Source organism: Hydrogenophaga soli (assembly GCF_054777695.1).
This window is the reverse complement of the sequence record NZ_BAAHAK010000001.1, coordinates 445,942-469,846: the sequence shown is the minus strand read 5'-3', so window position 1 is coordinate 469,846 and position 23,905 is coordinate 445,942. Positions and strand designations below refer to the sequence as shown.

Annotated in this window: 23 protein-coding genes and 3 tRNA genes; 13 read left to right on the top strand and 13 right to left on the bottom strand. The window is 65.0% G+C overall.

Annotated features, from left to right (window positions below):
- The first annotated feature begins 8 nt into the window (after positions 1 to 8).
- Genes ACYVB7_RS02150 through ACYVB7_RS02115 form a run of 8 tightly spaced genes read left to right on the top strand, consistent with a single transcriptional unit; the run spans position 9 to position 6,601 of the window.
- The gene (locus ACYVB7_RS02150) at positions 9 to 374 is read left to right on the top strand and encodes an ExbD/TolR family protein (protein WP_460504905.1); all 366 of its coding nucleotides are present in this window, start codon (positions 9 to 11) and stop codon (positions 372 to 374) included.
- Positions 371 to 1,177, top strand: a complete 807-nt coding sequence (locus ACYVB7_RS02145; RefSeq protein ID WP_460504904.1) for an energy transducer TonB — start codon at positions 371 to 373, stop codon at positions 1,175 to 1,177. Before ACYVB7_RS02150 ends, ACYVB7_RS02145 begins: the two co-directional genes overlap by 4 nt.
- A gap of 1 nt (position 1,178) precedes the next feature.
- On the top strand, positions 1,179 to 2,222 hold the full coding sequence (locus ACYVB7_RS02140) for a hypothetical protein (protein WP_460504903.1): 1,044 nt from the start codon (positions 1,179 to 1,181) through the stop codon (positions 2,220 to 2,222).
- Positions 2,215 to 3,234 carry a 4Fe-4S binding protein gene (locus tag ACYVB7_RS02135; protein WP_460504902.1) on the top strand — a complete coding sequence of 340 codons (1,020 nt, stop codon included), beginning with the start codon at positions 2,215 to 2,217 and terminating at the stop codon, positions 3,232 to 3,234. The genes ACYVB7_RS02140 and ACYVB7_RS02135 overlap by 8 nt, the downstream gene beginning before the upstream one ends.
- Positions 3,231 to 4,631: a double-cubane-cluster-containing anaerobic reductase gene (locus ACYVB7_RS02130; RefSeq protein WP_460504901.1), complete on the top strand. Its 1,401-nt coding sequence runs from the start codon at positions 3,231 to 3,233 to the stop codon at positions 4,629 to 4,631. Before ACYVB7_RS02135 ends, ACYVB7_RS02130 begins: the two co-directional genes overlap by 4 nt.
- A complete protein-coding gene (locus ACYVB7_RS02125) occupies positions 4,628 to 5,446 on the top strand; it encodes an acyl-CoA dehydratase activase (RefSeq protein ID WP_460504900.1) in 819 nt (272 codons plus the stop codon). Before ACYVB7_RS02130 ends, ACYVB7_RS02125 begins: the two co-directional genes overlap by 4 nt.
- Positions 5,447 to 5,451: 5 nt before the next feature.
- Positions 5,452 to 6,183, top strand: coding sequence for an urease accessory protein UreH domain-containing protein (locus ACYVB7_RS02120; protein ID WP_460504899.1), 732 nt, complete (start codon positions 5,452 to 5,454; stop codon positions 6,181 to 6,183).
- A gap of 52 nt (positions 6,184 to 6,235) precedes the next feature.
- Complete coding sequence (locus ACYVB7_RS02115) at positions 6,236 to 6,601, top strand: hypothetical protein (RefSeq protein WP_460504898.1); 366 nt, start codon at positions 6,236 to 6,238, stop codon at positions 6,599 to 6,601.
- Between the two features lie 21 nt (positions 6,602 to 6,622).
- Here ACYVB7_RS02115 and ACYVB7_RS02110 read toward each other — a convergent pair whose 3' ends face one another.
- Positions 6,623 to 8,143: a methyl-accepting chemotaxis protein gene (locus tag ACYVB7_RS02110; RefSeq protein WP_460504897.1), complete on the bottom strand. Its 1,521-nt coding sequence runs from the start codon at positions 8,141 to 8,143 to the stop codon at positions 6,623 to 6,625.
- A 201-nt stretch (positions 8,144 to 8,344) separates the two neighbouring features.
- Positions 8,345 to 8,983 carry an ABC transporter ATP-binding protein gene (locus ACYVB7_RS02105; RefSeq protein ID WP_460504896.1) on the bottom strand — a complete coding sequence of 213 codons (639 nt, stop codon included), beginning with the start codon at positions 8,981 to 8,983 and terminating at the stop codon, positions 8,345 to 8,347.
- Positions 8,984 to 9,054: 71 nt separating this feature from the next.
- Between ACYVB7_RS02105 and ACYVB7_RS02100 the strand changes: the two genes are divergently transcribed.
- The gene (locus ACYVB7_RS02100) at positions 9,055 to 9,963 is read left to right on the top strand and encodes a DMT family transporter (RefSeq protein ID WP_460504895.1); all 909 of its coding nucleotides are present in this window, start codon (positions 9,055 to 9,057) and stop codon (positions 9,961 to 9,963) included.
- Here the strand turns inward: ACYVB7_RS02100 and ACYVB7_RS02095 are convergent.
- The 5 genes from ACYVB7_RS02095 to ACYVB7_RS02075 form a co-directional block, all read right to left on the bottom strand.
- The gene (locus tag ACYVB7_RS02095) at positions 9,911 to 11,104 is read right to left on the bottom strand and encodes an MFS transporter (RefSeq protein ID WP_460504894.1); all 1,194 of its coding nucleotides are present in this window, start codon (positions 11,102 to 11,104) and stop codon (positions 9,911 to 9,913) included. The two genes, ACYVB7_RS02100 and ACYVB7_RS02095, sit on opposite strands and share 53 nt — an antisense overlap.
- A gap of 5 nt (positions 11,105 to 11,109) precedes the next feature.
- Positions 11,110 to 12,216, bottom strand: a complete 1,107-nt coding sequence (gene aroC / locus ACYVB7_RS02090) for a chorismate synthase (protein WP_460504893.1) — start codon at positions 12,214 to 12,216, stop codon at positions 11,110 to 11,112.
- 57 nt (positions 12,217 to 12,273) lie between these two features.
- Positions 12,274 to 12,747, bottom strand: a complete 474-nt coding sequence (locus tag ACYVB7_RS02085; protein ID WP_460504892.1) for a CBS domain-containing protein — start codon at positions 12,745 to 12,747, stop codon at positions 12,274 to 12,276.
- Between the two features lie 26 nt (positions 12,748 to 12,773).
- On the bottom strand, positions 12,774 to 14,633 hold the full coding sequence (gene ilvD / locus ACYVB7_RS02080; RefSeq protein ID WP_460504891.1) for a dihydroxy-acid dehydratase: 1,860 nt from the start codon (positions 14,631 to 14,633) through the stop codon (positions 12,774 to 12,776).
- Positions 14,634 to 14,745: 112 nt separating this feature from the next.
- The gene (locus ACYVB7_RS02075) at positions 14,746 to 14,988 is read right to left on the bottom strand and encodes a TIGR04438 family Trp-rich protein (RefSeq protein WP_460504890.1); all 243 of its coding nucleotides are present in this window, start codon (positions 14,986 to 14,988) and stop codon (positions 14,746 to 14,748) included.
- A 131-nt stretch (positions 14,989 to 15,119) separates the two neighbouring features.
- On the opposite strand from ACYVB7_RS02075, the gene ACYVB7_RS02070 reads away from it, so the two are divergent.
- On the top strand, positions 15,120 to 15,425 hold the full coding sequence (locus ACYVB7_RS02070; RefSeq protein ID WP_460504889.1) for a c-type cytochrome: 306 nt from the start codon (positions 15,120 to 15,122) through the stop codon (positions 15,423 to 15,425).
- A 164-nt stretch (positions 15,426 to 15,589) separates the two neighbouring features.
- On the opposite strand, the gene acs is transcribed toward ACYVB7_RS02070, so the two are convergent.
- Positions 15,590 to 17,572: an acetate--CoA ligase gene (gene acs, locus ACYVB7_RS02065; RefSeq protein ID WP_460504888.1), complete on the bottom strand. Its 1,983-nt coding sequence runs from the start codon at positions 17,570 to 17,572 to the stop codon at positions 15,590 to 15,592.
- A gap of 151 nt (positions 17,573 to 17,723) precedes the next feature.
- Here acs and ACYVB7_RS02060 point away from each other — a divergent pair, with 151 nt between their 5' ends.
- The 3 genes from ACYVB7_RS02060 to ACYVB7_RS02050 all read left to right on the top strand — a co-directional run bounded on the left by ACYVB7_RS02060 (position 17,724) and on the right by ACYVB7_RS02050 (position 20,326).
- Positions 17,724 to 18,326, top strand: coding sequence for a YqhA family protein (locus ACYVB7_RS02060; protein WP_460504887.1), 603 nt, complete (start codon positions 17,724 to 17,726; stop codon positions 18,324 to 18,326).
- 78 nt (positions 18,327 to 18,404) lie between these two features.
- Positions 18,405 to 19,955 carry a fumarate hydratase gene (locus tag ACYVB7_RS02055; RefSeq protein ID WP_460504886.1) on the top strand — a complete coding sequence of 517 codons (1,551 nt, stop codon included), beginning with the start codon at positions 18,405 to 18,407 and terminating at the stop codon, positions 19,953 to 19,955.
- Between the two features lie 17 nt (positions 19,956 to 19,972).
- A complete protein-coding gene (locus ACYVB7_RS02050) occupies positions 19,973 to 20,326 on the top strand; it encodes a DUF1840 domain-containing protein (RefSeq protein ID WP_460504885.1) in 354 nt (117 codons plus the stop codon).
- Positions 20,327 to 20,365: 39 nt separating this feature from the next.
- Here ACYVB7_RS02050 and ACYVB7_RS02045 read toward each other — a convergent pair whose 3' ends face one another.
- From ACYVB7_RS02045 to lon, 5 genes are all read right to left on the bottom strand, one after another.
- Positions 20,366 to 20,980 (bottom strand): DUF6806 family protein, encoded by a 615-nt coding sequence (locus ACYVB7_RS02045; protein ID WP_460504884.1) that lies wholly within the window; start codon positions 20,978 to 20,980, stop codon positions 20,366 to 20,368.
- 54 nt (positions 20,981 to 21,034) lie between these two features.
- Positions 21,035 to 21,127 (bottom strand) — tRNA-Leu (locus ACYVB7_RS02040).
- Between the two features lie 68 nt (positions 21,128 to 21,195).
- Positions 21,196 to 21,269: transfer RNA gene (locus tag ACYVB7_RS02035), tRNA-Cys, on the bottom strand.
- A 59-nt stretch (positions 21,270 to 21,328) separates the two neighbouring features.
- Positions 21,329 to 21,404, bottom strand: a tRNA-Gly gene (locus ACYVB7_RS02030).
- 67 nt (positions 21,405 to 21,471) lie between these two features.
- The gene (gene lon / locus ACYVB7_RS02025) at positions 21,472 to 23,904 is read right to left on the bottom strand and encodes an endopeptidase La (protein WP_460504883.1); all 2,433 of its coding nucleotides are present in this window, start codon (positions 23,902 to 23,904) and stop codon (positions 21,472 to 21,474) included.
- Position 23,905 lies beyond the last annotated feature (1 nt).

Sequence of the window (23,905 nt, the reverse complement as noted above, 5' to 3'; positions counted from 1 at the left end):
GCACGGCCATGAACGAGATGGACGACATCAACATCGTGCCCCTGGTCGATGTGATGCTGGTGCTGCTGACCATTGTGCTGACCACGGCCACCTTCGTGGTCAACGGGCGCATCCCGGTGGACCTGGCCCAGTCGGCCGCGGCGGCCCCCGCCACCCCCGCCCCGCTGGTGCTGACGCTGACCGAGCACCACGTGCTCTACCTGAACGACCAGCCGGTGACCGACCTGGCCCAGGCCCTGCAAGCCCACCCCACGGCCACCCCCGTGGTGGTGCGGGCCGACGGGCGCACGGCGCTGGCCGAATTCGTGAAGGTGGTGGACCAGGTCAAGCTGCTCCACTTCCCCCACGTCAGCCTGGAAGTGAAACGGCTGTGAGCACGCTGACCCACCCCACCCGCGCCTGCAACCGCGCCTCCAACCGCACCCACAGCGCAGCGGCGACAGCGCTGGGTTGGCGCGACTGGGCCACCTCGGGCGGTGTGCACGGCCTGCTGGTGGCCGCCGCCACCTGGGGCATGGCCCAGGGCTGGACGCCGCCCCCGGCGCACACCCCGCTGGAACTGCCCATGCACTGGGTGGCGCCCCCCGCCGTCCCCGTGATGCCCACCGCGAGCCCCCCGCCGCCACGCCCGCCCGTGCAGCAGGCCCAGCCCACGCCACGGCCCCGCCCCCAGGCCCTGTCCACACCCTCCGCCCCCTCCGCACCCACGCCCCAACCGGCGCAGCCCGCACCCCGGACCGAGGCCGCGCCATCCACGCCGCTCGCCAGCGCCAGCGTGGCCACGGAAAATTCTGAACAAAAAGTGGCCTCTGCGCTTTCAAATAAAGCGCAAACAGCTACAAATTCAGAAGCAACCGAAGCCCCACGCCCTGCCGCTGCCGCCGCCCCCAAGGTGGATTGGCGCGGGCTGCTCAACACCTGGCTGGTCAAGCACAAGACCTACCCGCTGTCGGCGCGGCGCATGCGCCAGGAGGGCACGGTGGTGGTGCAGGCCGCCTTTGCCGCCGACGGCAGCCTGCTGGAGTGCAACGTGGCCGACAGCTCGGGCTTTGCGGCGCTGGACGCCGCCGCCCTGCAGCTGGTGCGCACCGCCGCCCACGCGGCCCTGGCCAGCGCCCCCCCCGGTGACCGGATGACGCTGCGCATCCCCATCGTCTACGAACTGAAGGACACCTGACATGACCCCCCTCCTTGGCCTGGCCTGCGGGCTGGCGCTGCTGCATGGCCTGGCGCTGGCGCAGCCCGCCCAGCCTGTCCGGCCCACCCAAACTCCCACCCCGCGCACCCGCAGCGACGAGTTGTGGCTGAGCGACCAGCCCCCCGCCCGCGGCCGCCCGGGAGCCCACAACGGGGCCTCGCGCAGCGGCCACGGCAGCATGATGGAAGCCATGGGCGATGGCCGCAAACCGCCCGTGCGCCGCCTGTGGCTGCAGCAAGGCAGCAGCCCCGCCCGAGGCAGCGCCGTGCAGGCCAGCGGCCCCGTGCTGCTGCTGGACCCCGGCCTGCAAACCAGCACCGTTCAACCCACGGCCAACGACGACGCCCAGGCCCCCTACGCCGTGGCGTTTGAAACGCCCACCCCGGGCCACTACAACGCCGCCTACGTGCGCCGCAGCACCACACCGCAGGGCGTGCACCTGGTCCAGGTGGCCAAGACGGTGCTGGCCCGCCCCGCGGGGCACGGCACGCGCGGCAACCAGGTGACGCACGTGCGGCGCACCGACGACCGCCTACCGCTGGAGATCGTCCGCGAGCCCGTGCCCGACGAGGGCCTGAACACCCGCCTCACCTATGGCGACGCCCTGGTGTACCAGGTGCTGCGCCAGGGCCAGCCGCTGGCGGGGGCGCAGGTCACGGTCATCACCGGCCAGGGTTGGCGCAACAGCCAGACCACCGACGACGAGGGCAAGGCCCGCTTCACCCTGATCCGCGACTACTTCCCGGCCAACTGGCTGGACTTTGACCGCGCTCACCGCGAACCGCTGCTGACCACCGCCACCTGGCAGCTGGACGAGGCGGGCCAGCACGAGGGCCAGGCCTACACCCAGGTGCGCTACGTGGCCTCGCTGAGCGAGGCCTACGCCCCCTCGGTGCGTGACTACAAGTCCTACGCCTGGGGCCTGGGCGTGAGCCTGGGCGTGGTGGTGCTGACCGGCTCGGCCATCTACCTGTACCGCCGCCGTCGGCTCAAGCCCTACCGCGAGGAGGTGTTCCGTGACTGACGCCGCCCCCACACGGCTGGCGCGGCTGCGCGCTGCCGTCAACCACGTCCACTTCAACCGCTTCCGGTTCTGGTTCCAACTGGCGGCGTTTGTGCTGCTGGTCTATGGCGGGTTTGCCGCCATCGACCTGGGCAACAGCCTGCCCGCCTTCAACTGCGGCTACAACCAGCAAGGCCGCGCCGGGGTGTGTTACCTGCTGCCCTTGCAGCACCAGCTCTCCCGCCCGTGGGCGGTGCTGGTGAGCTGGGCCTTCATGTCCCTGGCCACGGGGTTTGTGTTCTTTGTGCTGTGGTTTGTGGTGCTCAACAAGGGCTGGTGCGGCTTCATCTGCCCGCTGGGCACCTTGCAGGACTGGATCACCCTGCTGCGCCAGCGGCTGGGCTGGCGCGCCAGCGGCTACCGCGAGCAGCAGTTCAAGACCCTCAGCTGGGTGAAGTACGTGCTGCTGGCCTTGACGCTGCTGATTCCGCTGGCCATTGGCGGCGGCCTGCTGTCGCACAACTGGGGGGCACCGTTCTGCCAGGTCTGCCCGGGCCGCATGATCCTGCCGCTGTTCGCGGGCGACTTCTCGCAGTGGCAGATTGACTTTTCCAGCCCCGGGGCCATCGTGCTCACCACGCTGGGCATGGCGTTCACCGGGCTGTTCCTGGTGGGCAGCTTCGTGAAGAAGCGCTTCTTCTGCTTCTTCTGCCCCATGCTGGCCTTGCAGCACCTGGTGTCCAAACCAGCCTTGCTCAAGCTCAAGAAGGACGGCAGCAAGTGCACCCGCTGTGGCGACTGCTACACGGCCTGCGACATGGAGATTCGCCCCATCGCCGACGACGTGACCACCGTGCAAATCATGACGGACGACTGCACGCTGTGCCTCAAGTGCGTGGCCTCGTGCCCCGAGAACGGGGCGCTGCGGCTGGACTTTGCCCGCATCACCATTTTCGAATCCACCGAGCAGGGCTTTGTGCGCCGCATGCGCAAAGGCCTGCCCCCCGGCAACGCCCCGGAGAACACCCCATGAACCACCCCCTTCCCCCCCAAGCCAAGCCGAGCGATGCCCCACCCCCGGCCCAGCCGGTGGCCATGCCGTTCAACCGCGGCAAGCTGGCGCGTGAGGCCGAGCGCACGCTCAACCACATCACCGACGACTTCCTCGACAACCCGAGGGCCATGCAGTACTTCTACGACCTGTTTCGCCGCGTGTTCATCCAGGGCGAAGCGCTGGCGCACACCGGCCCCAAGGTGGGCGTGACCTGCATCCACGTGCCCGAGGAGCTGATCCACGCCGCCGGGGCCACCCCGGTGCGCCTGTGCAGCGGCAGCCACCAGTTCGACCAGGCGGGCGGTGACGCCATGCCCGCCAAATCCTGCCCGCTGGTCAAGGCCACGCTGGGGCGCTTGCAGGCCCCCAAGGCCGTGCCCGACGTGGGCAAGCTGGACCTGATCGTCAACCCCAGCAGCTGCGACCAGAAAACCAAGGCCGCCTCGCTCATGCGCGAACTGGGCTACCCGGTGCTGGACCTGGAGCTGCCCCGCGCCAAGGAAAGCGAGGCCGCGCGCGAGTTCTGGCGCCGCTCGGTGAAAAGCCTGGCCGTGGCGCTGGAAAAGACCACGGGACGCAAGATCACCCGCGCCCGGCTGAAAGCGGCCATGGCGCTCACGCACCGGGCGCAGGCGGCGTTTCGGCAGTTGCACGCCTTTCGCCGCCAGGCCCCGGCGCTGCTGCTGGGCAAGGACGTGTTCCTGGTGACCAACGCCTACTTCTTCGACGACGTGACGCGCTGGACCGAGGCGGTGGAGGCCCTCAACGCCGAGCTGGCCCAGCGGGCGGCCGAGGGCTTCCAGGCGGCCCAGGGCAAGGCCCCGCGCATCCTGTTCACCGGTTCGCCACCCATCTTCCCCAACCTCAAGCTGCCGCTGCTGATCGAGCAGGCCGGGGGCGTGGTGGTGGCCGACGAAACCTGCTCGGCCAACCGCATGCTCTACGACATGACGGCGGTGGACGAGTGGCTCACCAGCCACATGATCGAAAGCCTGGCCGACAAGTACCTCAAGCCCTGCACCTGCCCGGTGTTCACCCGCAACGACGACCGCATCCGCCGCCTGCTGGAACTGGCCCGCAGCTTCCAGGTGGACGGCGTGGTGTACCAGGCGTTTTCGGGCTGCCAGGTCTACGAAATGGAGCAACGCAGCGTGGCCCAGGCGCTGCAGCAGGCGGGCATTCCCATGATTTACGTGGAAACCGACTACAGCCCCGACGACCAGGGTCAGCTGAGCACCCGCATCGAGGCGTTTCTGGAAGCCCTCAAGGCCCGCAAGCGCCAGGCCCGCGCTGCCGCCAGCGCCACAAGCGCAACCACCGCCACCACCAGCACCCCGGCACCAGCCGCCCCCGCCACCGCACAGGAGACCGCATGAGCGCCCCCGCCTACTTCGCCGGCATTGACATCGGCTCGACCGCCATCAAGGTGGCCCTGGTGGACGGCCAGGGCCAGCTGGTGGGCGACCACGTGACCGACTCGGGCAGCCTGTTCCACAAGAACGCCCTGGCCGCCCTGCAGGCGTTGCTGGACCGCCAGGGCGTGCGCCGCGAACACACCCGCTACGTCATGGCCACGGGCTACGGGCGCAAGCTGTTCAAGGAGGCCGACGACTCCATCAGCGAGATCACCGCCAACGCCATCGGGGCGCATGCAGTGGGGCAGCAGCATGGGGGCATACGCACCATCATCAACATCGGCGGGCAGGACTCCAAGGCCATCGAGATCGACGACCACGGCCACGTCGTCAACTTCGCCATGAACGACAAGTGCGCCGCGGGCACGGGCCGCTTCCTGGACGTGGCCGCCCGCAACCTGGAATTGGACCTGGAGGACCTGGGCGACTGCCACTTCCAGGGCACCGGGGCGCCGCTGTCCATCAACAGCACCTGCACGGTGTTTGCCGAGTCGGAAATCATCGGCCTGCTGGCCAGCGGCCACGGCAAGAGCGACATCGTGGCCGGCATCCACTACTCCATTGCCAAACGCACCGCCCGGCTGGCGCGCCGCGTGGGGCTGGAGGGCAAGGTGTACATGGACGGCGGCCCCGCCCTCAACAAGGGGCTGGTGGCGGCCATTGCCGACGAGCTGGAGCGCGAGGTCATCGTGCCCCAATTCCCGCAAACCACCACCGCCTACGGGGCGGCCCTGCTGGCCCGGCAGGAGTACCTGGCCGACCCCGCCCAAGGCTGAACGCCATGCCCACCGACCTTCCGCCCATGATCGTGGGCCTGCCCATGGCGTTTGCCCTGGGGCTGGTGTTTGGCATGGGCCCCTGCCTGCTGAGCTGCCTGCCCTACCTGGGCCCGGTGTTCCTGGGGCTGGGCGACGGCGGCATGCGCCAGAGCTGGCGGGTGCTGCTGCCCCTGTCGCTGGGGCGGCTGTGTGCCTATGGGGCACTGGGCGCGGTGTCGGGCTGGTTCGGGCTGCAGGTGGCCGACCAGATGCACGCCCCCTCGGTCCAGTTGAGCCTGGGCTGCGCCCTCAGCATGGTGGGCTGGGTGCTGTGGCGGCGTGCCGGGCGCGGGGCCTGCGCCGCCCCCCGCCCGGCGGTGCAGCCCATCCGCTGGATGCCCCGGGCCACGCCACAGGCCACCCCCGCCAGCCTGCTGCCGAGCGGGCTGTTCCTGATGGGCCTGGGCATGACGCTCAACCCCTGCGCCCCCTTGGGCGTGGTGCTGTTTTCCGCCGCGGCCAGCGCCAGCGTGCTGGACGGCATGGGGTTGGGGCTGGGCTTTGGGCTGGGGGCCATCACCGTGCCCTCGCTCATCTACGGCGTGGGGGTGGCCTACATGGCCGCCCGGTTGCGCCAGCAACTGGGGCGCTGGCTGCCCTGGCTGGAGCGGGCCAGCGCGGCGTTGCTGTTGCTCACCGGACTGAAGCTGTTGGGGGTGTGGGGCCTGACCATGGGCCTGAATGGCGGAGCCTGAGGGCTAGAATATTTCAAATGTTTTTGGCCTCAACCGCTTTATATACAAGCACATGCAGCTACAATTTTTAGAGTTCACCCCTCATCCCGAAGGCGACACCCACACCACCTGGGAGGCCATGGCCAGCGTGCGTGCGCCGCAGCGCGAGGCCCTGCGGGCCGAACTGCAAGCCCTGTGGGAGGCCCTGCCCCGGTGGCTGGGCGGCTCCGCCGCCCCGCTGGACGACGGCGGCGACTGGGACCTGTGGGTTCAGCTGCAATGGGAGGGCCAAGCCCCCCAAACGCTGGCCTGGCCACCAGGGAATGAGGCCTGGCGGGCGTTTGATGAGGCACCCCGGGCCGAGTGGCTCACCCTCACCGTCACCCTGAGCGTGACCGAGGGCCTGGCCCCGGTGCTGGCGCAGCGCTGGGGAGACTGAAGGCGCAACTGAAGGCCCGACTCACGCCACCCGGAAGCGGGCAATTTCCTCCTGCAGCAACTCGGCGTCTTGCTTCAAGTCCGAGGCGGAGGCCGTGGTCTGCTCCACCACGGCGGCATTCTGCTGGGTGTGCTGGTCCAGGCTCTGGATGGATTCGCTCACCTGGCGCACCCCCACCGCCTGCTCCTTGGCCGAGGCGGCAATGCCGCTCAGGTAGGTGTTGATCTGGCGGGCGTTGTCCACCACGCTGTGCATGGTGTCGCCCGCCCCGCGAACGACTTTGGTGCCATGTTCGATCTGCGCCACGCTCGTGGAGATCAGGTCCTTGATCTCGTGGGCGGCCTGGGCACTGCGTTGGGCCAAGGCCCTCACCTCGCCCGCCACCACCGCAAACCCCCGCCCCTGCTCGCCCGCCCGGGCGGCTTCCACCGCGGCGTTGAGGGCCAGGATGTTGGTCTGGAAGGCAATGCCGTCGATCACCCCGATGATGTCGTGGATCTTGGCCGACGAGGCGTGGATGTCCTGCATGGTCTTGACCACGTCGGCAATCATCTGCCCGCCCTGTTCGGCCACGCGCTCGTTGTCCTGGGCAAACCGGGCAGCCTCCTCGGAGTGTTGTGCCGTTTGGCTGATGATGGAGCCGATCTGTTCTATGGCCGCGGATTGCTGCTCCAGGGCCGCGGCAGACGACTCGGTGCGCGCCGACAGGTCGGTGCTGGCCGTGGCGATGTTGTGGCTGGCGGTGTTCACCTCACCCACCCCCTGCTGGACCTTGGCCACCAGACCCCGCAAGGACTCGTAGAGCCGTTTCATTTCGCGCACCAGCTGGGCCGACTCATCCGAGCCCAGGGGGGCGGGCGGCTCGTGACGCAGGTCGCCCTCGGCCACCTCGCGCATGTGGGCGCTGACCAGCTCCAGGCCGTCCTTGTTGGCACGGTAGAAACCCACAAAGAAGTACACCGACACCATCAACCCCGCCACGGTGGCCAGTGCCGACCAGCCCAGGCGCTGGGTGCGGGCCACGCGCAGGTCATCGATGTAGATGCCCGACCCCACCATCCAGCCCCAGGGTTCAAAACCCTTCACGTAGGACAGCTTTTCCACCGGTTGGTCGCTGCCGGGCTTGGCCCACAGGTAGGGCACAAAACCCGCTCCATGCTGCTTGATCACATTCGCCATCGCCTGGCCAATCAGGAAACCCGTGGGGTCTTTCAGCGTGCTCGTGTCCTTCCCCTCCAGCTTGGGGTTCATGGGGTTCAAGACCACCACGAGCTGCATGTCGTTGATGAGGAAGTACCCAGTTTCGTCGTAGCGCAAGGTTTGGATGGCGCTCTTCGCCAGGGTTTGCGCTTGTGCCCGGTCCATCTGGCCGCTGGACTCCAGGCTGTATGCCCAAGCCAGCACCCCATGGGCCATTTCCACGTGCTGGCGCAAGGTGGCCTGTCGGTCGGCCATGGCGTTGCGCTCTTGCCCCCACAACAGGAAGCCCAGCATCAGCAGCATGGGAAGCAAAAAGGCCAGCAGGATGACCAGCGCCTTCATCCTGAACTTCAAATTGCGCATCAACACAACGGCGGGCGTCCACACGCCATGGGACACCCTCGTTTGCCTCGACACAACGCCTGGATTCATGACAGCACCTTTTCAACAAACCAAATGCCCCTGATGTTAGGAATCGGACAAAAACCCCGATTGACACGAATCAAGAATTGATACTTCGAATGATCGAAAAGTACACACACCTCAACGCAAGTGCAGGTCCAGCACCGGGGCCAAGGCCAGCGGCAGCACGGCCGCGGCCACCACCCACAGCCGGTGGCGTTGCTGGGCCGCAACTTCCAAGGTGGTGTTCACATGACGGCCTGAGCGCAGGTCCAAGGCCGCCCAGGGCTCGTCCAGCAGGGTCAATGCGGCACCGGACGCAAACGCCGCCGCCAGCCGCAGCTTGCGGCGCATGCCCATGGACAAGGCATACAGGGGCTTGTCCAGGTGCTCCACCAGTTGAAACGCCTGCAGGTGATCCTGGGCCTGGGCATCGTCCCAGCCCGGTTGGCGGTGTTGGTGGTGTGCCAGGTAGGCATGGGCGGTCAAACCATCGAGGGTGGTGGCGTCGGGGTCGCACCAGAACACATGGCGAGACCATTCAGCCTCCCCCGGCGTGAGGACCTGGCCCGGCAGGTGCAGGCTCACCGAAGCCCGGGGCACCACGCGCTCGCCCGCCAGCAGGCGCAACAGGGTGGATTTGCCGCAACCATCCGGACCGGTCACGCCCACACAGCCAGCCGGCCACCGAGCCGACAACGGCGCACGCGCCACACCATCGGAACCCATCAGGTCCAGACGCTGCAAAGACAGGGACAGAAAGTCAGAAGAATCGGTCATGGCCGCCGATGCTAGCGCCGCCCGGGTGCCTGTCGTGTGTGCGCAGACAAACTGCGCCCTGCCCTTGCACAATGCCACGGGTGAAACTTGGACATTTTTTTCAACTGGTGGGGCTGTCGGCCCTGTGGGGGGCATCGTTCCTGTTCATCCGGGTGGCCAGCCCCGCGCTGGGGCCGTGGGTGCTGGCGGGTTCCCGGGTGCTGCTGGCCTGCCTCACCCTGGGCCTGTTGCTGCGCTGGCTGCAGCAACGCCCGCCCTGGCCGCATTGGCGACAGCTGGCAGTGCTGGGGGTGGCGGCGGTGGCCCTGCCCTTTGTGCTGTACGCCTGGGCGGCGCTGACGCTGCCCGGCAGCTACATGGCCTTGCTCAACACCACGGCGGTGCTGTTCGGTGCGCTGTCCGCGGCCTGGCTGGGCGACGACCGCCTGACCCTGGCCAAGCTGTCGGGCTGTGTGCTGGGGCTGCTGGGCGTGGGACTGATCGTGCGACTGGGCCCCATGGTCCCCAGCACCCAGGTGCTTCAGGCGGCAGGGGCCAGCCTGCTGGCCGCCGCCTGTTACGGCCTGTGCACCCCCTGGATGAAGCGCACCACGCAACACATGGAGCCCCTCACCATCGCCCTGGGCATGAACCTGGCCGCCGGTGTGGCCCTGTGGCCCATGGCGGTGTGGCATGCACCGTCCGCCCAGTTCTCCACGGGGGTGTTGGCCTCGGTGGCGGTGTTGGGGGTGGGGTCGTCCGGTCTGGCCACCTGGTTGCACCTGCGGGTGATGCGCCATGTGTCGCCGGTGGCGGCCATGAGCCCGGCCTTCATGATTCCGCTGTTCGGGGTGGCCTGGGGCCACTGGGTGCTGGACGAGCCCCTGGGGCCAGGCCTGCTGATGGGTGGCTGCCTCATCCTGCTGGCCACCGCCCTGGTGACCGGCTTCAACCCGTTGCGCCGCCCGCTCGTCCCCGGTGGTGAATGGCCCAAACCTTGAATGCGCAGCCACAGGCCAGCACCGCCGCACCCGAGGCCACCCAGAACACCGAGGACAGGCCCCAGCGGGTGCTGACCCACCCGCCGCCCACGCCCCCCAGCACCCCGGGAATGCCGTAGCCCACCACGGTGTACAGCGCCTGCCCCCGCCCGCGCAGCCGCCCCGGGAAGTGGTGCGACAACAGCGCGATGCACACGGTGTGGTGGGTGGCAAAGGTCACGGCATGCAGCATCTGCGCCAGCACCAACAAGGGCCACACCGTGGCCCAGCCCGCCGTCAAACCCAGCCGAACCGCCGTCAACACCGCCGCCAGCCACAGCCAGGCCGACAGGCTCCAGCGGGGCAACCAGCGCCCCTGAAAGAAAAACCAGGCCACCTCGCACACCACCGACACGGCCCAGAGCGCACCAATGACCGTCTTGCTGTACCCCAGGCTGTCCAAGTACAGCGAAAAGAACACGTAAATGGCGATGTGGGCCAGCACGTGCCAGAACATGGCGGCAAACAGCCAGGCCACCGCGGGCTGGCGCAGCAGTTGCCAGACCTGACCCTTGGGCTCTTCGGTGTGGTGCGGGGCCTCCTTGTGGTCGGGCATCCACCACACGGACACGGTGACCGCCAGCAGCGTGGCCACCGCCCAGGCGGGGAAGGACGCCATGCCCCGCTGCTCGAACCAGGTGCCAGCGGCCATCACCGTGACCAGGAAGCCCAGCGAGCCCCACAGCCGCACACGCCCATACAGCCGGGCATTGAACTGCCCGCCTTGGCTGACCAGGTGGGCCATGGCGGCTTCGCTCATGGGCATCATGGAACTGGTGTGCACAAACATCAGCCCCAGCACCAGCAGCAAGCCGACAAAGCTCAGGTTGAACCACAGCCCCAAGGAGCACAGCAGCGCGGCGGTGGCCCCGTAACGCAGCAGCTTGACGCGCTCACCCGTCCGATCGCTCAGCCAGCCCCAGCCATAGGGCGCAAACAGCCGCGTGCCCGACTGCACCGACGTCAACACGCTGATGGCCAGCAGGCTCAGCCCCTGGTCCTTCAGCCACAAGGGCAGGTAAGGATTGAAAAACCCGATGTGCGCAAAATAACTGGCCGACAACGCGGCAAACGGGGCCAGTTTGGCGCGGTCAAGGGCCAAGGGCGTCAGACCCCCGCCTGCACCTGGGCGGCAATGGGCTCCACCGCCTGGCGCACATCACCACATTGGGCGCGGTGCTGCAACACATGCTCCATGACCACCAGGGCCAGCATGGCCTCGGCAATGGGCGTGGCCCGGATGCCCACACAGGGGTCGTGGCGGCCTTTGGTGATGACCTCGGTGGCGTGGCCTTCCGAGTCGATGGTGTGGCGCGGAATCAGGATGGAGCTGGTGGGCTTGATGGCGATGGACACTTCCAAGTCCTGCCCGCTGCTGATGCCCCCCAGCACGCCCCCGGCGTTGTTGCCCACAAACCCCTGGGGGGTGAGCGAATCGCCATGGGTGCTGCCCTTGGCCGCCACGCAGGCAAAACCCGCGCCGATTTCCACGCCCTTGACGGCGTTGATGCCCATCATGGCGTAGGCAATGTCGGCATCGAGCTTGTCAAACAGCGGTTGCCCCAGGCCCACGGGCATGCCGCGGGCCGTGACCCGCAGGCGGGCACCGCAGGAATCCCCGCTTTTGCGCAAGGCTTCCATGTAGGCCTCCAGCGCCGACACGTCGGCCACCGGGGCAAAAAACGGGTTGTGGGGCACGTGGTCCCAACTCTCGAAGGCAATGGGCAGTTCACCGATCTGCGTCATGCAGCCGTGGAAGGTGGTGCCGTGGGCCTGTGCCAGCCATTTCTTGGCCACCGCACCCGCGGCCACCATGGGCGCGGTGAGGCGGGCCGATGATCGACCGCCACCCCGGGGGTCGCGCACGCCGTATTTGTGCCAGTAAGCGTAGTCGGCATGCCCCGGGCGGAAGGTCTGCAGGATGTCGCCGTAGTCCTTGCTGCGCTGGTCGGTGTTGCGGATCAGCAGGCAGATGGGGGTGCCCGTGGTCTGGCCCTGGTAGACGCCGCTCAGGATCTCCACCGCGTCGGGCTCGTTGCGCTGGGTCACGAACTTGCTGGTGCCGGGGCGGCGGCGGTCCAGGTCGGGCTGGATGTCCACCTCGGACAGGGCCAGCCCCGGGGGGCAACCGTCGATCACGCAGCCGATGGCCGGACCGTGAGACTCGCCAAAATTGGTGACAGAAAACAGATTGCCAAAGGTGTTGCCGCTCATGCCCGTCATTATCCCCGACGGTCTGGCCCGACCGCCGGGGTGGCCTGCATCAGCCGATCAGGCTTGGGCGGGCTGGGCCTCGTCGGGCGCACCGTCCTGGGCAGGCCAGTCGCGGATGTAGGCCTTGAGCATGCGGTTTTCGAAGTTCTGGCTGTCCACCACGGCCTTGGCCACGTCGTAGAAGCTGATCACGCCCATGAGCATGCGGTTGTCCATGACCGGCATGTAGCGGGTGTGCCGCTCCAGCATCATGGGGCGCACCGCTTCCAGCTCGGTTTCGGGGGTGCAGCTCATGGGGTGGTCGTCCATCACCTTGCGCACGGTGTAGCTGCCCACCTGACCACCGTTCTTGGCGATGTGCTGGATCACCTCCCGGAAGGTCAGCATGCCCACCAGCTCGCCATGCTCCATCACGGCCAGGGAGCCGATGTCGAACTGCGCCATGGTCTCCACCGCGTGCACCAGCGCGTCGTCGGGCGTGGTGGTGTACAGGGTTCCGCCTTTGACGCGGAGGATGTCACTGACTTTCATGGAGGCTCCTCGTTCTGGGTCGTTGTTCAGTCATCCAGCAGGGACAGGTCGCGCACCGCGCCCTTGTCCGCCGACATGGCCAGCTTGGCGTAGGCCTTGAGCGCCGCAGACACCTTGCGGGGTCGGGGCTGCGCGGGCTTCCAGCCCTTGGCATCCTGCTCCACGCGGCGGGCGGCCAGCTCGTCGTCGGACAGCAGCACGTCGATGCGCCGGTTGGGAATGTCGATGCGGATGCGGTCGCCATTGCGCACCAGGCCAATGGCCCCGCCCGCTGCCGCCTCAGGCGACACGTGGCCGATGGACAGGCCCGAGGTCCCGCCCGAGAAGCGACCATCGGTCAACAAGGCGCAGGCCTTGCCCAACCCCTTGGACTTGATGTACGAGGTGGGGTACAGCATTTCCTGCATGCCCGGGCCGCCCTTGGGGCCTTCGTAGCGGACGATGACCACATCACCCGCCTTGACCTTGTCGGCCAGGATGTTGGCCACGGCCTCGTCTTGCGATTCGGTCACGTGGGCCGTGCCTTCAAACACCAGCAGGCTGTCGTCCACCCCGGCGGTTTTCACCACGCAACCGTTCTGGGCGATGTTGCCCACCAGCACGGCCAGGCCACCTTCCTTGGAGAAGGCATGGTCGGCCGAGCGGATGCAGCCTTCGCGCCGGTCCAAGTCCAAGCTGGGCCAGCGGGCGTTCTGCGAGAACGCCACTTGCGTGGGAATGCCACCGGGGCCCGCCTGGTAGAAGGTTTTGACCGCCTCGGAGGGGTTGCGGGCAATGTCCCACTGGTCCAGCGCATCCTTCAGGGTGGGGGCGTGCACCGTGGGCACGTCGGTGTGCAGCTTGCCGGCCCGCTCCAGCTCACCCAGGATGGCCATGATGCCACCGGCCCGGTGCACGTCTTCGATGTGGTACTTGTTGGTGTTGGGGGCCACCTTGCACAGCTGCGGCACGATGCGCGACATGCGGTCGATGTCGGCCATGGTGAAGTTGATCTCGGCCTCCTGCGCAATGGCCAGCAGGTGCAGGATGGTGTTGGTGGAGCCGCCCATGGCGATGTCCAGCGCAATGGCGTTCTCGAACGCCTTGAAGCCCACCGAGCGCGGCAGCACCGAGTGGTCGTCGCCCTCGTAGTGGCGCTTGCACAGCTCAACAATCAGGTGCCCTGCCCGCTTGAACAGCTGCTCGCGGTCGGCGTGGGTGGCCACCACCGTGCCATTGCCGGGCAAGGACAGGCCCAGGGCCTCGGTCAGGCAGTTCATGGAGTTGGCGGTGAACATGCCCGAGCACGAACCACAGGTGGGGCAGGCAGAGCGTTCGATCTCGGCCACATCGGCGTCCGACACTTTGCTGTCGGCGGCCATGACCATGGCGTCGATCAGGTCCAGCTTCTTGATCTCGATGGTTTGCGTGCCCGGCACCGCCAGCTTGGCCTTGCCAGCCTCCATGGGGCCACCGGACACAAACACCACCGGGATGTTGAGCCGCATGGCCGCCATGAGCATGCCGGGGGTGATCTTGTCGCAGTTGGAAATGCACACCAGCGCGTCGGCGCAGTGGGCATTGACCATGTACTCCACGCTGTCGGCAATGATGTCGCGGCTGGGCAGTGAATACAGCATGCCGTCATGCCCCATGGCGATGCCATCGTCCACCGCAATGGTGTTGAACTCCTTGGCCACACCGCCCGCAGCCTCGATTTCACGCGCCACCAGCTGCCCCAAATCCTTCAGGTGCACATGGCCGGGAACGAATTGGGTGAACGAGTTGGCAATGGCGATGATGGGCTTGCTGAAGTCGCCATCTTTCATGCCCGTGGCACGCCACAGAGAGCGGGCACCGGCCATGTTGCGTCCGGCAGTGGAGGTTTTGGAACGGTATGCAGGCATTGAGGTGTATCGCTGGCGTTGGTCGAATGGGCGCAAATTATCTCGCACCCACCCCGCCCACAACTGGGGAAAGGAAAAGCCGTCGGGCGGGCACCCTCAACGGGTGCCACATTCATTTTTTACGACGCGGCAGCATCCCCAGCTTTTCGCGCTGACGCTCGATCCGCGCCGCTTTGCGCTGGTTTTCCCGCTCCACGGCTTTGCGCTTGGTGTAACCCGTGGCGTCTGCCCAAGCCCACCAGGCCACCGCCAGCGCGAAGGGCGACAACACCCACCACCAGTCCCACGCCGCCACGGGCCCCATGGACTGCCACTTCATCACCAGGAGGATCAATCCCAAGCCCAAAAACCACATGCACAACTCCTTGTCAAGGCCCGCAACCACGAGTGAAACAAACGGTACGCCGCTGATGAAGATCAACGAAAACCGATAAAATCAGTGTCGGCTTATCAATGCCTGCTCTACACATTCTCAGGAGATTCTCCATGAAACGCGCTCTGATTGTTCTCGCTTCCGCCCTGGCTGTGGCCGCACCTGCCATGGCCGACGAAGCCCTGGCCAAGGCCAACAACTGCCTGGCTTGCCACGCCGTCGACAAGAAGGTGGTGGGTCCCGCCTACAAGGAAGTGGCCAAGAAGTACAACAACGACGCCTCCAAGGCCGACATGCTGGCCCAGAAGATCCTGAAGGGCGGCTCTGGCGTGTACGGCGCCATCCCCATGCCCGCCAACACCAAGGTGTCGGAAGCCGACGCCAAGAAACTGGCCACCTGGGTGCTGAGCCTGAAGTGAAAACGCCCATCGACGGCCTTCTTTGCTGAAGGCCGCGATCCGTTGACAACCCGCCACTGGCGGGTTTTTTCATGGTCTTTTTGGCCTCTAACGCTTATTCCAAAAGCGCGAGCAGCTATGAAAAAAGGGGCACAAGGCCCCTTTTTGATCCCGGATGAAACCGCTCAGTTGTTCTCGGACAACTGGTCCAGGATGGCCGGGTTTTCCAGCGTGGAGGTGTCCTGGGTGATGGCCTCACCCTTGGCGATGGAGCGCAGCAGGCGGCGCATGATCTTGCCGGAGCGGGTCTTGGGCAGGTTGTCACCAAAGCGGATGTCCTTGGGCTTGGCGATGGGACCAATTTCCTTGCCCACATGGTCGCGCAGCTGCTTGGCAATGGCCTTGGCCTCCTCCCCTGTGGGGCGGGGGCGCTTGAGCACCACAAAGGCCACCACGGCTTCGCCGGTGGTGTCGTCGGGGCGCCCCACCACGGCAGCCTCAGCCACCAGTTCGGTGCAGCTCACCAGCGCCGACTCGATTTCCATGGTGCCCATGCGGTGACCCGACACGTTCAGCACATCGTCGATGCGACCGGTGATGGTGAAGTAGCCGGTCTTTTCGTCGCGGATGGCACCGTCGCCAGCCAGGTAGTACTTGCCCTTGAAGTCTTCGGGGTAGTAGCTTTTCTTGAAGCGCTCGGGGTCGCCCCAGATGTTGCGAATCATCGACGGCCACGGGCGCTTGACCACCAGGATGCCACCCTGGCCATTGGGCACGTCCTTGCCGGTCTCGTCCACGATGGCAGCTTGGATGCCCGGGAACGGCAGCGTGCAGGAACCGGGCACCATGGGCGTCACACCGGGCAGCGGGGTGATCATGTGACCGCCAGTCTCGGTTTGCCAGAAGGTGTCGACGATGGGGCAACGGCTGCCGCCCACGTGTTTGTGGTACCACTCCCAGGCGGCGGGGTTGATGGGCTCGCCCACCGAACCCAGCAGGCGCAGGCTGGACAGGTCGTAACTCTTGGGGTGCACCGCATCGCTGGCTTCCGCTGCCTTGATCAGCGAGCGAATGGCCGTGGGGGCGGTGTAGAAGATGCTGACCTTGTGGTCCTGGATCATCTTCCAGAAGCGACCGGCATCCGGGTAGGTGGGAACACCTTCGAACACGATTTCAGTGCCGCCCAGGGCCAGCGGGCCGTAGGTGATGTAGGTGTGGCCGGTGACCCAACCGATGTCGGCCGTGCACCAGAACACGTCATCGCCCTTGAGGTCAAACGTCCACTTGGTGGTGAGGGCTGCGTGCAGCAGGTAGCCACCGGTGCTGTGCTGCACGCCCTTGGGCTTGCCGGTGGAGCCCGACGTGTACAGCAGGAACAGGGGGTGTTCGGCCTCGACCCATTCGGGTTCGCAGGTGATGGGCTGACCGGCGATGGCATCGGCCATCCACACGTCGCGCCCCGCGGCCATGGCGATGTCCGCACCGGAGCGCTTGACCACCAGCACGTTCTGGATGGTTTCGCAACCGCCCAGTGCCAGCGCCTCGTCCACGATGGACTTCAGGGGCAACTGCTTGCCCCCGCGGACCTGATGGTCGGCGGTGATGACCAGCTTGGCCCCGGTGTCCTGGATACGGTCGCGCAGCGACTGTGCCGAGAAACCGCCGAACACCACCGAGTGCGTGGCACCGATGCGAGCGCAAGCCTGCATGGCAGCCACGCCGTCGATGGACATGGCGATGTAGATCACCACGCGGTCACCCTTCTGGATGCCCATGGCCTTGAGCGCATTGGCCATCTGGCTGGTCTTTGCCAGCAGTTCCTTGTAGGTGACCTTGGTGACTTCGCCGCCGTCCGCCTCAAAAATGATGGCGGTCTTGTCGCCCAGACCACGTTCGATGTTGCGGTCCAGGCAGTTGTAGGAAGCGTTCAGCTTGCCGTCGGCAAACCATTTGAAGAAAGGCGCATTGCTTTCGTCCAGCACTTGCGTGAACGGGGTCTGCCAGCTGATGAGCTCACGCGCCTGACGGGCCCAGAAGCCCTCATAGTCGGTCTCGGCCTCTTTGCACAGGGCCTCGTAAGCCGCCATGCCGGACACGGTCGCATGCTTCACGAACTGTTCGCTGGGCTGGTAGATGGGCAGCGCGGTCGCGCCTTCGGTCGCACTCATGTAGTCTCCTCTATGGGTGAATAAGCGGCACCTAATGTGCGGGGGGGCTCTTACAAGGGTCTGACGCTGTCACCGACACAACCCTACAATTCGCCAGCATTGCACAAGCGCCCTCACCCGGCAACCCTCAGACTTGGCATTTGACCCGTCCATGTCCATCCCCACGCCCCAACCACCCCGTCTCCGCGCCCTCCCTCAGCTGATTTTTGCCAGCCGCTGGCTCCAGTTGCCGCTGTACCTGGGCTTGATTGCCGCTCAAGCCGTCTATGTCGTGCACTTCCTGCTGGAACTGCTGCACCTGGTGGAAGCGGCCTTTGGCAGCCAGACTGCCCTGCAAGCCCTGGTGAGCAGCATTGGCTACAAGTCGGATGTTGAAATTCACCACCTGAACGAGACCATCATCATGCTGGTGGTGCTGGCGCTCATCGACGTGGTGATGATCTCCAACCTGCTCATCATGGTCATTGTGGGTGGTTATGAAACCTTCGTGAGCCGCATGGACCTGGACGGACACCCCGATCAACCCGAGTGGCTGAGCCACGTGAATGCGTCGGTGCTCAAGGTCAAGCTGGCCACGGCCATCATCGGCATCTCGTCCATCCACCTGCTCAAAACGTTCATCAACGCTGCCAACTACGACGTCAAGGTGTTGATGTGGCAAACGCTGATCCACATCACCTTCCTGGCCAGTGCCATGGCCATCGCCTACACCGACAAGTTGCTGAACAGCTCGCACGCGTCATCCCAGCACTGAGTTCGCTGTCAGTTCTCCGCAGGGACGGTGCATAGAATCGTCCTGCCTCTTTCCCCGGTTGATTCCCCACGACACACCATGACCGCCATCCGCCAAGCCGACCTGATCGAATCCGTCGCAGCCGCGCTGCAGTACATCAGCTACTACCACCCGGCCGACTACATCGCCCACCTGGCCCGTGCCTACGAGCGCGAACAAAGCCCAGCGGCCAAAGACGCCATGGCGCAAATCCTGACCAACAGCAAGATGAGCGCCATGGGCCACCGCCCCATCTGCCAGGACACCGGCATCGTCAACGTGTTCCTGAAGGTCGGCATGGACGTGCGCTGGGAAGGGTTCAGCGGCAGCCTGGACGATGCCATCAACGAAGGCGTGCGCCAGGGTTACAACCACCCCGACAACATGCTGCGCGCCAGCGTGGTGGCCGACCCGCAGTTCGCCCGCAAGAACACCAAGGACAACACCCCTGCGGTGATCTTCACCGAAATCGTGCCCGGCAACACCGTGGAAGTGACCGTGGCCGCCAAGGGCGGCGGCTCTGAAAACAAGAGCAAGATGGTCATGCTCAACCCCGGCGACAGCGTGGTCGACTGGGTGCTGAAAACCGTGCCCACCATGGGCGCGGGCTGGTGCCCGCCCGGCATGCTGGGCATCGGCATCGGCGGCACCGCCGAGAAAGCGGTGCTGATGGCCAAGGAAAGCCTGATGGACGACCTGGACATGTACGAACTGCAAGCCAAGGCATCCAAAGGCGAAAAACTCTCCCAAGTGGAAGAGCTGCGTCTGGAGCTGTTCGAGAAAGTCAACGCCCTGGGCATTGGCGCCCAAGGCCTGGGTGGCCTGACCACGGTGCTGGACATCAAGATCAAGATGTACCCCACCCATGCCGCATCCAAACCTGTGGCCATGATCCCCAACTGCGCCGCCACCCGCCATGCCCACTTTGTGCTGGATGGCAGCGGCCCCGCCTACATCGACCCGCCCAGCCTGGACCTGTGGCCCAAGGTGGACTGGACGCCCAACACCCAAACCAGCAAACGTGTGGACCTCAACAGCCTCACCAAGGAAGAAGTGGCCAGCTGGAAACCCGGCGACACCCTGCTGCTCAACGGCAAGATGCTCACCGGCCGCGATGCCGCCCACAAGCGCATCCAGGACATGCTGGCCAAGGGTGAGCCCCTACCGGTGGACTTCACCAACCGCGTCATTTACTACGTGGGCCCGGTCGATCCGGTGCGTGACGAAGTGGTTGGCCCCGCAGGCCCCACCACCGCCACCCGCATGGACGGCTTCACCGACATGATGCTGGCCAAGACCGGGCTGATTGCCATGGTGGGCAAGGCCGAACGCGGTCCCGTGGCCATTGAAGCCATCAAGAACCACAAGTCAGCCTACCTGATGGCCGTGGGCGGTGCAGCCTACCTGGTGTCCAAGGCCATCAAGGCCGCCAAGGTGGTCGGGTTTGCCGACCTGGGCATGGAGGCCATTTACGAGTTTGACGTGGTCGACATGCCCGTGACCGTGGCCGTGGATGCGGGTGGCACCAGTGCCCACATCACCGGCCCCGAGCAGTGGCAAAAGCGCATTGCCACCGGCGAGTTCAAAGGCATTGCCATCGGTCAAGCCTGATTCTGAGGCCGCCCGTCGTGCTGTACCGCTTCAAATCCCGTGAAACATCCGACATCGTGATGCTGGCGGCCGATGCGGAGCGGTTGTTGGCCATCCTGGGCAAGACGGCCAAAGCGCCAGGCATCATCACCTGGCCCGAGATGGGGCATTGCCTGGAACTGCTGAAACAAGAGGCTGCACTGGATGCAGCGCAGAGAGATGCGTCTTCCCGCAGCGAGGAAGACGCCTTCGACGAGACTGATGAACGCCCTCCCGCTGACCAGCAAGGGGCACCCAGGTCACGCGTTTCCCTGGCTCAGCGGATCGCCCCCCTGACCCAGGCACTTGAACGCTGCCAGCGCGCCCAAGCGGACCTGATCTGGGACATCTGACGCCCTGCTGCACAGCGGGCGCCGGGTTGTGGATTTGCGTCAGTGCAGGTGGCGAGGCTTGCGCCCACCACCGTGCCCGCCACCGCCCGAACCTTTCGGTGGACGCCCCAGTTGCATGGAGCTGACCAGCGACTGGAACCGATCCGCAAACAGCTTGTCGATGGCCTGAACGACGGGGTCCAGTTCAGAAGCGTCGAAATGCCGCTCCATCATGTGCACAACATCCCGAACCATCATGTCCCGCTGCACCTGAAGGATGGCTGCAGGTGTCGGCCCCACAAAGCACATCATGAAATCATCGCGTGAGTCATCTTGTGCGGCTTCGTCGTCCTCATCGTACTGGGTGTCGTAAAACGACACCTCCAACGGTGCCCCCTCTGCGGCGATGTCGTTCAGGGCCATGCAGGCTTCTTCCATCACCTGACGGAAATCTTCGTCCCCTGTGACGGTCCAGCAAATCTGAAGCAGGTGCTCAGCGGCATTGAAGCGAATGCCCGGCTCTTCTTCGTAGGCACTCCGAGCGGCGGCAGCCAAGGATTTGGCGCCCGCGTACGTCCAAATGGGGCGAAGCGCCTCCTGAACCTGCGCCAGCACCACGTCAGCCCTCAAAGGAACGTCGCCGTGCACATGGATTTCAAATGGCTGCTCGTACATTCAACTCACTCCTGGGTGGTGGAAGTCGTCCACCATTTCGCGGGCCATTGACCATGGTGCCTCGGGCCGGGATCGAACCGGCACGCCGCCTATTCGGCAAGCGGCGGATTTTAAGTCCGCTGTGTCTACCCGTTTCACCACCGAGGCATTGGATGATTGTGGAACAAAAAAGCCCCGACAACAGACGCTGCGGGGCATGAGTCACCAGGGCTTTTTGGAGGCGCGGGCCGGAGTCGAACCGACCTACACGGATTTGCAATCCGGTGCATAACCGCTTTGCTACCGCGCCTTGTGCCTGAGGGCTCAGGTCAATAAAAAGGGAAGCAGAGCTTCCCTTTTCAAGAAAAATGGAGCGGGAAACGAGGCTCGAACTCGCGACCTCAACCTTGGCAAGGTTGCGCTCTACCAACTGAGCTATTCCCGCGTATCAGCGTTTCGCTGAAGCCATGATTATACAACGTTTTTTGTGTTGCAAGCAAGTTTTGAAAAAATCAGTGGGGCCGAACATCCACGGCAGGCACGTCAGAGGTCTTGACCTCGGCTTTGGCAACCACTGTGTCATCGGTCGTCAACGGCACCGGCTGCCGCTCCAGTGCGACTTCCAACACCTTGTCAAACCAGCGCACCGCAACGATGTTCAAGTCTGATTTGACGTTGTCGGGAATTTCAGCCAAGTCTTTGACGTTTTCCTCCGGAATCAACACCGTCTTGATGCCGCCACGAAGGGCCGCCAGCAGCTTCTCCTTCAAGCCCCCAATGGCAGTGATCTCGCCACGAAGGGTGATCTCCCCCGTCATGGCCACATCGCCTTTGACGGCAATGCCCGTGAGGGCCGACACCAATGCTGTGGCCATGGCCGCCCCGGCACTCGGACCGTCCTTGGGTGTTGCGCCATCCGGCACGTGAATGTGGATGTCTCGCTTTTCAAACAGCTCATCCGCAATGCCCAGCACCCGTGCACGGCTGCGAACCACCGTGCGAGCGGCTTCCACGGACTCTTTCATGACATCACCCAGCGAGCCTGTGCGCAGGATGTTCCCCTTACCGGGCATCAATGCTGCTTCGATGGTCAGCAAGTCTCCGCCCACTTCTGTCCACGCCAAGCCAACCACCTGGCCCACTTGGTTCTGCTCCTCTGCCCGTCCATAGGTGTACTTGCGAACACCCAGGTAGTCCGACAAGTTGTCGGCATCCACCTTGACCAGGGGTTTCAGGGTCTTGAGCAACAAGCCTTTGACGACCTTGCGGCAGATTTTGGACACCTCTCGCTCCAGGGAGCGAACACCGGCTTCCCGGGTGTAGTAGCGCACGATGTCCCGCAACGCGGCTTCCGAGACCGACAGTTCTTCAGCCTTGAGTCCGTTGTTGTTCAACTGTTTGGGCAACAGGTACTTGGTGGCAATGCTGACCTTCTCGTCTTCGGTGTAGCCACTCAGACGGATCACTTCCATCCGGTCCAGCAGCGCAGGCGGGATGTTCATCGAATTGGACGTGGCCACAAACATCACGTCGCTCAGATCGAAGTCCACCTCCACGTAATGGTCGCCGAACGTGTGGTTCTGCTCAGGATCCAGCACTTCAAGCAGGGCGCTGGATGGATCGCCTCTGAAATCCGTGCCCATCTTGTCAATTTCATCCAGCAGGAACAGCGGATTGCGAGTCCCCACCTTGGTCAGGCTTTGCAACACTTTGCCCGGCAGTGCCCCGATGTACGTGCGCCGGTGCCCACGAATTTCAGCCTCGTCACGCACACCACCCAGCGCCATGCGCACGTACTTGCGCCCCGTGGCCTTGGCAATCGATTGCCCCAAGGAGGTTTTGCCCACCCCAGGAGGCCCCACTAGACACAAAATGGGTGCCTTCACCTTGTCCACGCGTTGCTGAACCGCAAGGTATTCAAGGATGCGGTCTTTGACCCGCTCCAGCCCATGATGGTCTTGGTTGAGCACGTCCTCGGCCAAAGCCAAGTTGTGTTTGATCTTGGTTTTCTTGGCCCATGGCAAACCCGTCAACACATCGATGTAGTTCCGCACCACCGTGGCCTCGGCCGACATGGGGGACATGAGCTTGAGCTTCTTCAGCTCGCCTTCGGCCTTTTTCCGGGCCTCAGCGGGCATCTTGGCCAGCTTGATGCGCTTCTCGATTTCTTCGAGGTCCGCCCCATCTTCCCCTTCGCCCAGCTCTTTCTGGATGGCCTTGACCTGCTCGTTGAGGTAGAAATCGCGCTGATTCTTCTCCATTTGCCGCTTGACACGACCCCGAATGCGTTTGTCCACCGTGAGGATGTCCACCTCACGCTCCAGCTGGGCAAACAGATTGGTCAGGCGTTCCGTGACCGAGGCAATGTCCAACACCTCTTGTTTGGACTCCAGTTTCAGGGGCAAGTGAGCGGCGATGGTGTCGGCCAACCGCCCCGGGTCGTCGATGCTGGCGATGGAGGTCAGGATCTCGGAGGGGATTTTTTTGTTCAGTTTGACGTACTGATCAAACTGCTGCATCAGCGCTCGACGCAAGGCCTCGATCTCGGTGGAACGGGTCTTGTCGCCCGACTCTCCCTGTGCATCGACAGGGGTGACGGTGGCAGAAAAGTGACTGGTCTGGTCGGCCACAAGGTTCAAGCGGGCGCGCTGGCCACCTTCCACCAGCACCTTGACCGTGCCATCGGGCAATTTGAGCAACTGCAAGATGGTGGCCACACAGCCCATTTCGAACAGGTCTTCGGGGGACGGCTCGTCCTTGGCCGCCGCTTTTTGGGCCACCAGCACGATGCGGCGCTCGGCCTCCATGGCCACCTCCAGCGCCCGAATGCTCTTGGCTCGCCCCACAAACAGGGGAATGACCATGTGCGGGAACACCACCACATCGCGCAATGGCAACAGGGGCAGATCCACTTGGACAGGAGGCAGAGATTTGTTTCCTGACATG

Coding starts and splice junctions, on each gene's coding strand:
- ACYVB7_RS02150 (WP_460504905.1), top strand. CDS start 9: ATGAACGAGATGGACGACATCAACATCGTGCCCCTGGTCGATGTGATG.
- ACYVB7_RS02140 (WP_460504903.1), top strand. CDS start 1,179: ATGACCCCCCTCCTTGGCCTGGCCTGCGGGCTGGCGCTGCTGCATGGC.
- ACYVB7_RS02130 (WP_460504901.1), top strand. CDS start 3,231: ATGAACCACCCCCTTCCCCCCCAAGCCAAGCCGAGCGATGCCCCACCC.
- ACYVB7_RS02125 (WP_460504900.1), top strand. CDS start 4,628: ATGAGCGCCCCCGCCTACTTCGCCGGCATTGACATCGGCTCGACCGCC.
- ACYVB7_RS02120 (WP_460504899.1), top strand. CDS start 5,452: ATGCCCACCGACCTTCCGCCCATGATCGTGGGCCTGCCCATGGCGTTT.
- ACYVB7_RS02115 (WP_460504898.1), top strand. CDS start 6,236: ATGCAGCTACAATTTTTAGAGTTCACCCCTCATCCCGAAGGCGACACC.
- ACYVB7_RS02110 (WP_460504897.1), bottom strand. CDS start 8,143: ATGAAGGCGCTGGTCATCCTGCTGGCCTTTTTGCTTCCCATGCTGCTG.
- ACYVB7_RS02105 (WP_460504896.1), bottom strand. CDS start 8,983: ATGACCGATTCTTCTGACTTTCTGTCCCTGTCTTTGCAGCGTCTGGAC.
- ACYVB7_RS02100 (WP_460504895.1), top strand. CDS start 9,055: ATGCCACGGGTGAAACTTGGACATTTTTTTCAACTGGTGGGGCTGTCG.
- aroC (WP_460504893.1), bottom strand. CDS start 12,216: ATGAGCGGCAACACCTTTGGCAATCTGTTTTCTGTCACCAATTTTGGC.
- ACYVB7_RS02085 (WP_460504892.1), bottom strand. CDS start 12,747: ATGAAAGTCAGTGACATCCTCCGCGTCAAAGGCGGAACCCTGTACACC.
- ilvD (WP_460504891.1), bottom strand. CDS start 14,633: ATGCCTGCATACCGTTCCAAAACCTCCACTGCCGGACGCAACATGGCC.
- ACYVB7_RS02075 (WP_460504890.1), bottom strand. CDS start 14,988: ATGTGGTTTTTGGGCTTGGGATTGATCCTCCTGGTGATGAAGTGGCAG.
- ACYVB7_RS02070 (WP_460504889.1), top strand. CDS start 15,120: ATGAAACGCGCTCTGATTGTTCTCGCTTCCGCCCTGGCTGTGGCCGCA.
- acs (WP_460504888.1), bottom strand. CDS start 17,572: ATGAGTGCGACCGAAGGCGCGACCGCGCTGCCCATCTACCAGCCCAGC.
- ACYVB7_RS02060 (WP_460504887.1), top strand. CDS start 17,724: ATGTCCATCCCCACGCCCCAACCACCCCGTCTCCGCGCCCTCCCTCAG.
- ACYVB7_RS02055 (WP_460504886.1), top strand. CDS start 18,405: ATGACCGCCATCCGCCAAGCCGACCTGATCGAATCCGTCGCAGCCGCG.
- ACYVB7_RS02045 (WP_460504884.1), bottom strand. CDS start 20,980: ATGTACGAGCAGCCATTTGAAATCCATGTGCACGGCGACGTTCCTTTG.
- lon (WP_460504883.1), bottom strand. CDS start 23,904: ATGTCAGGAAACAAATCTCTGCCTCCTGTCCAAGTGGATCTGCCCCTG.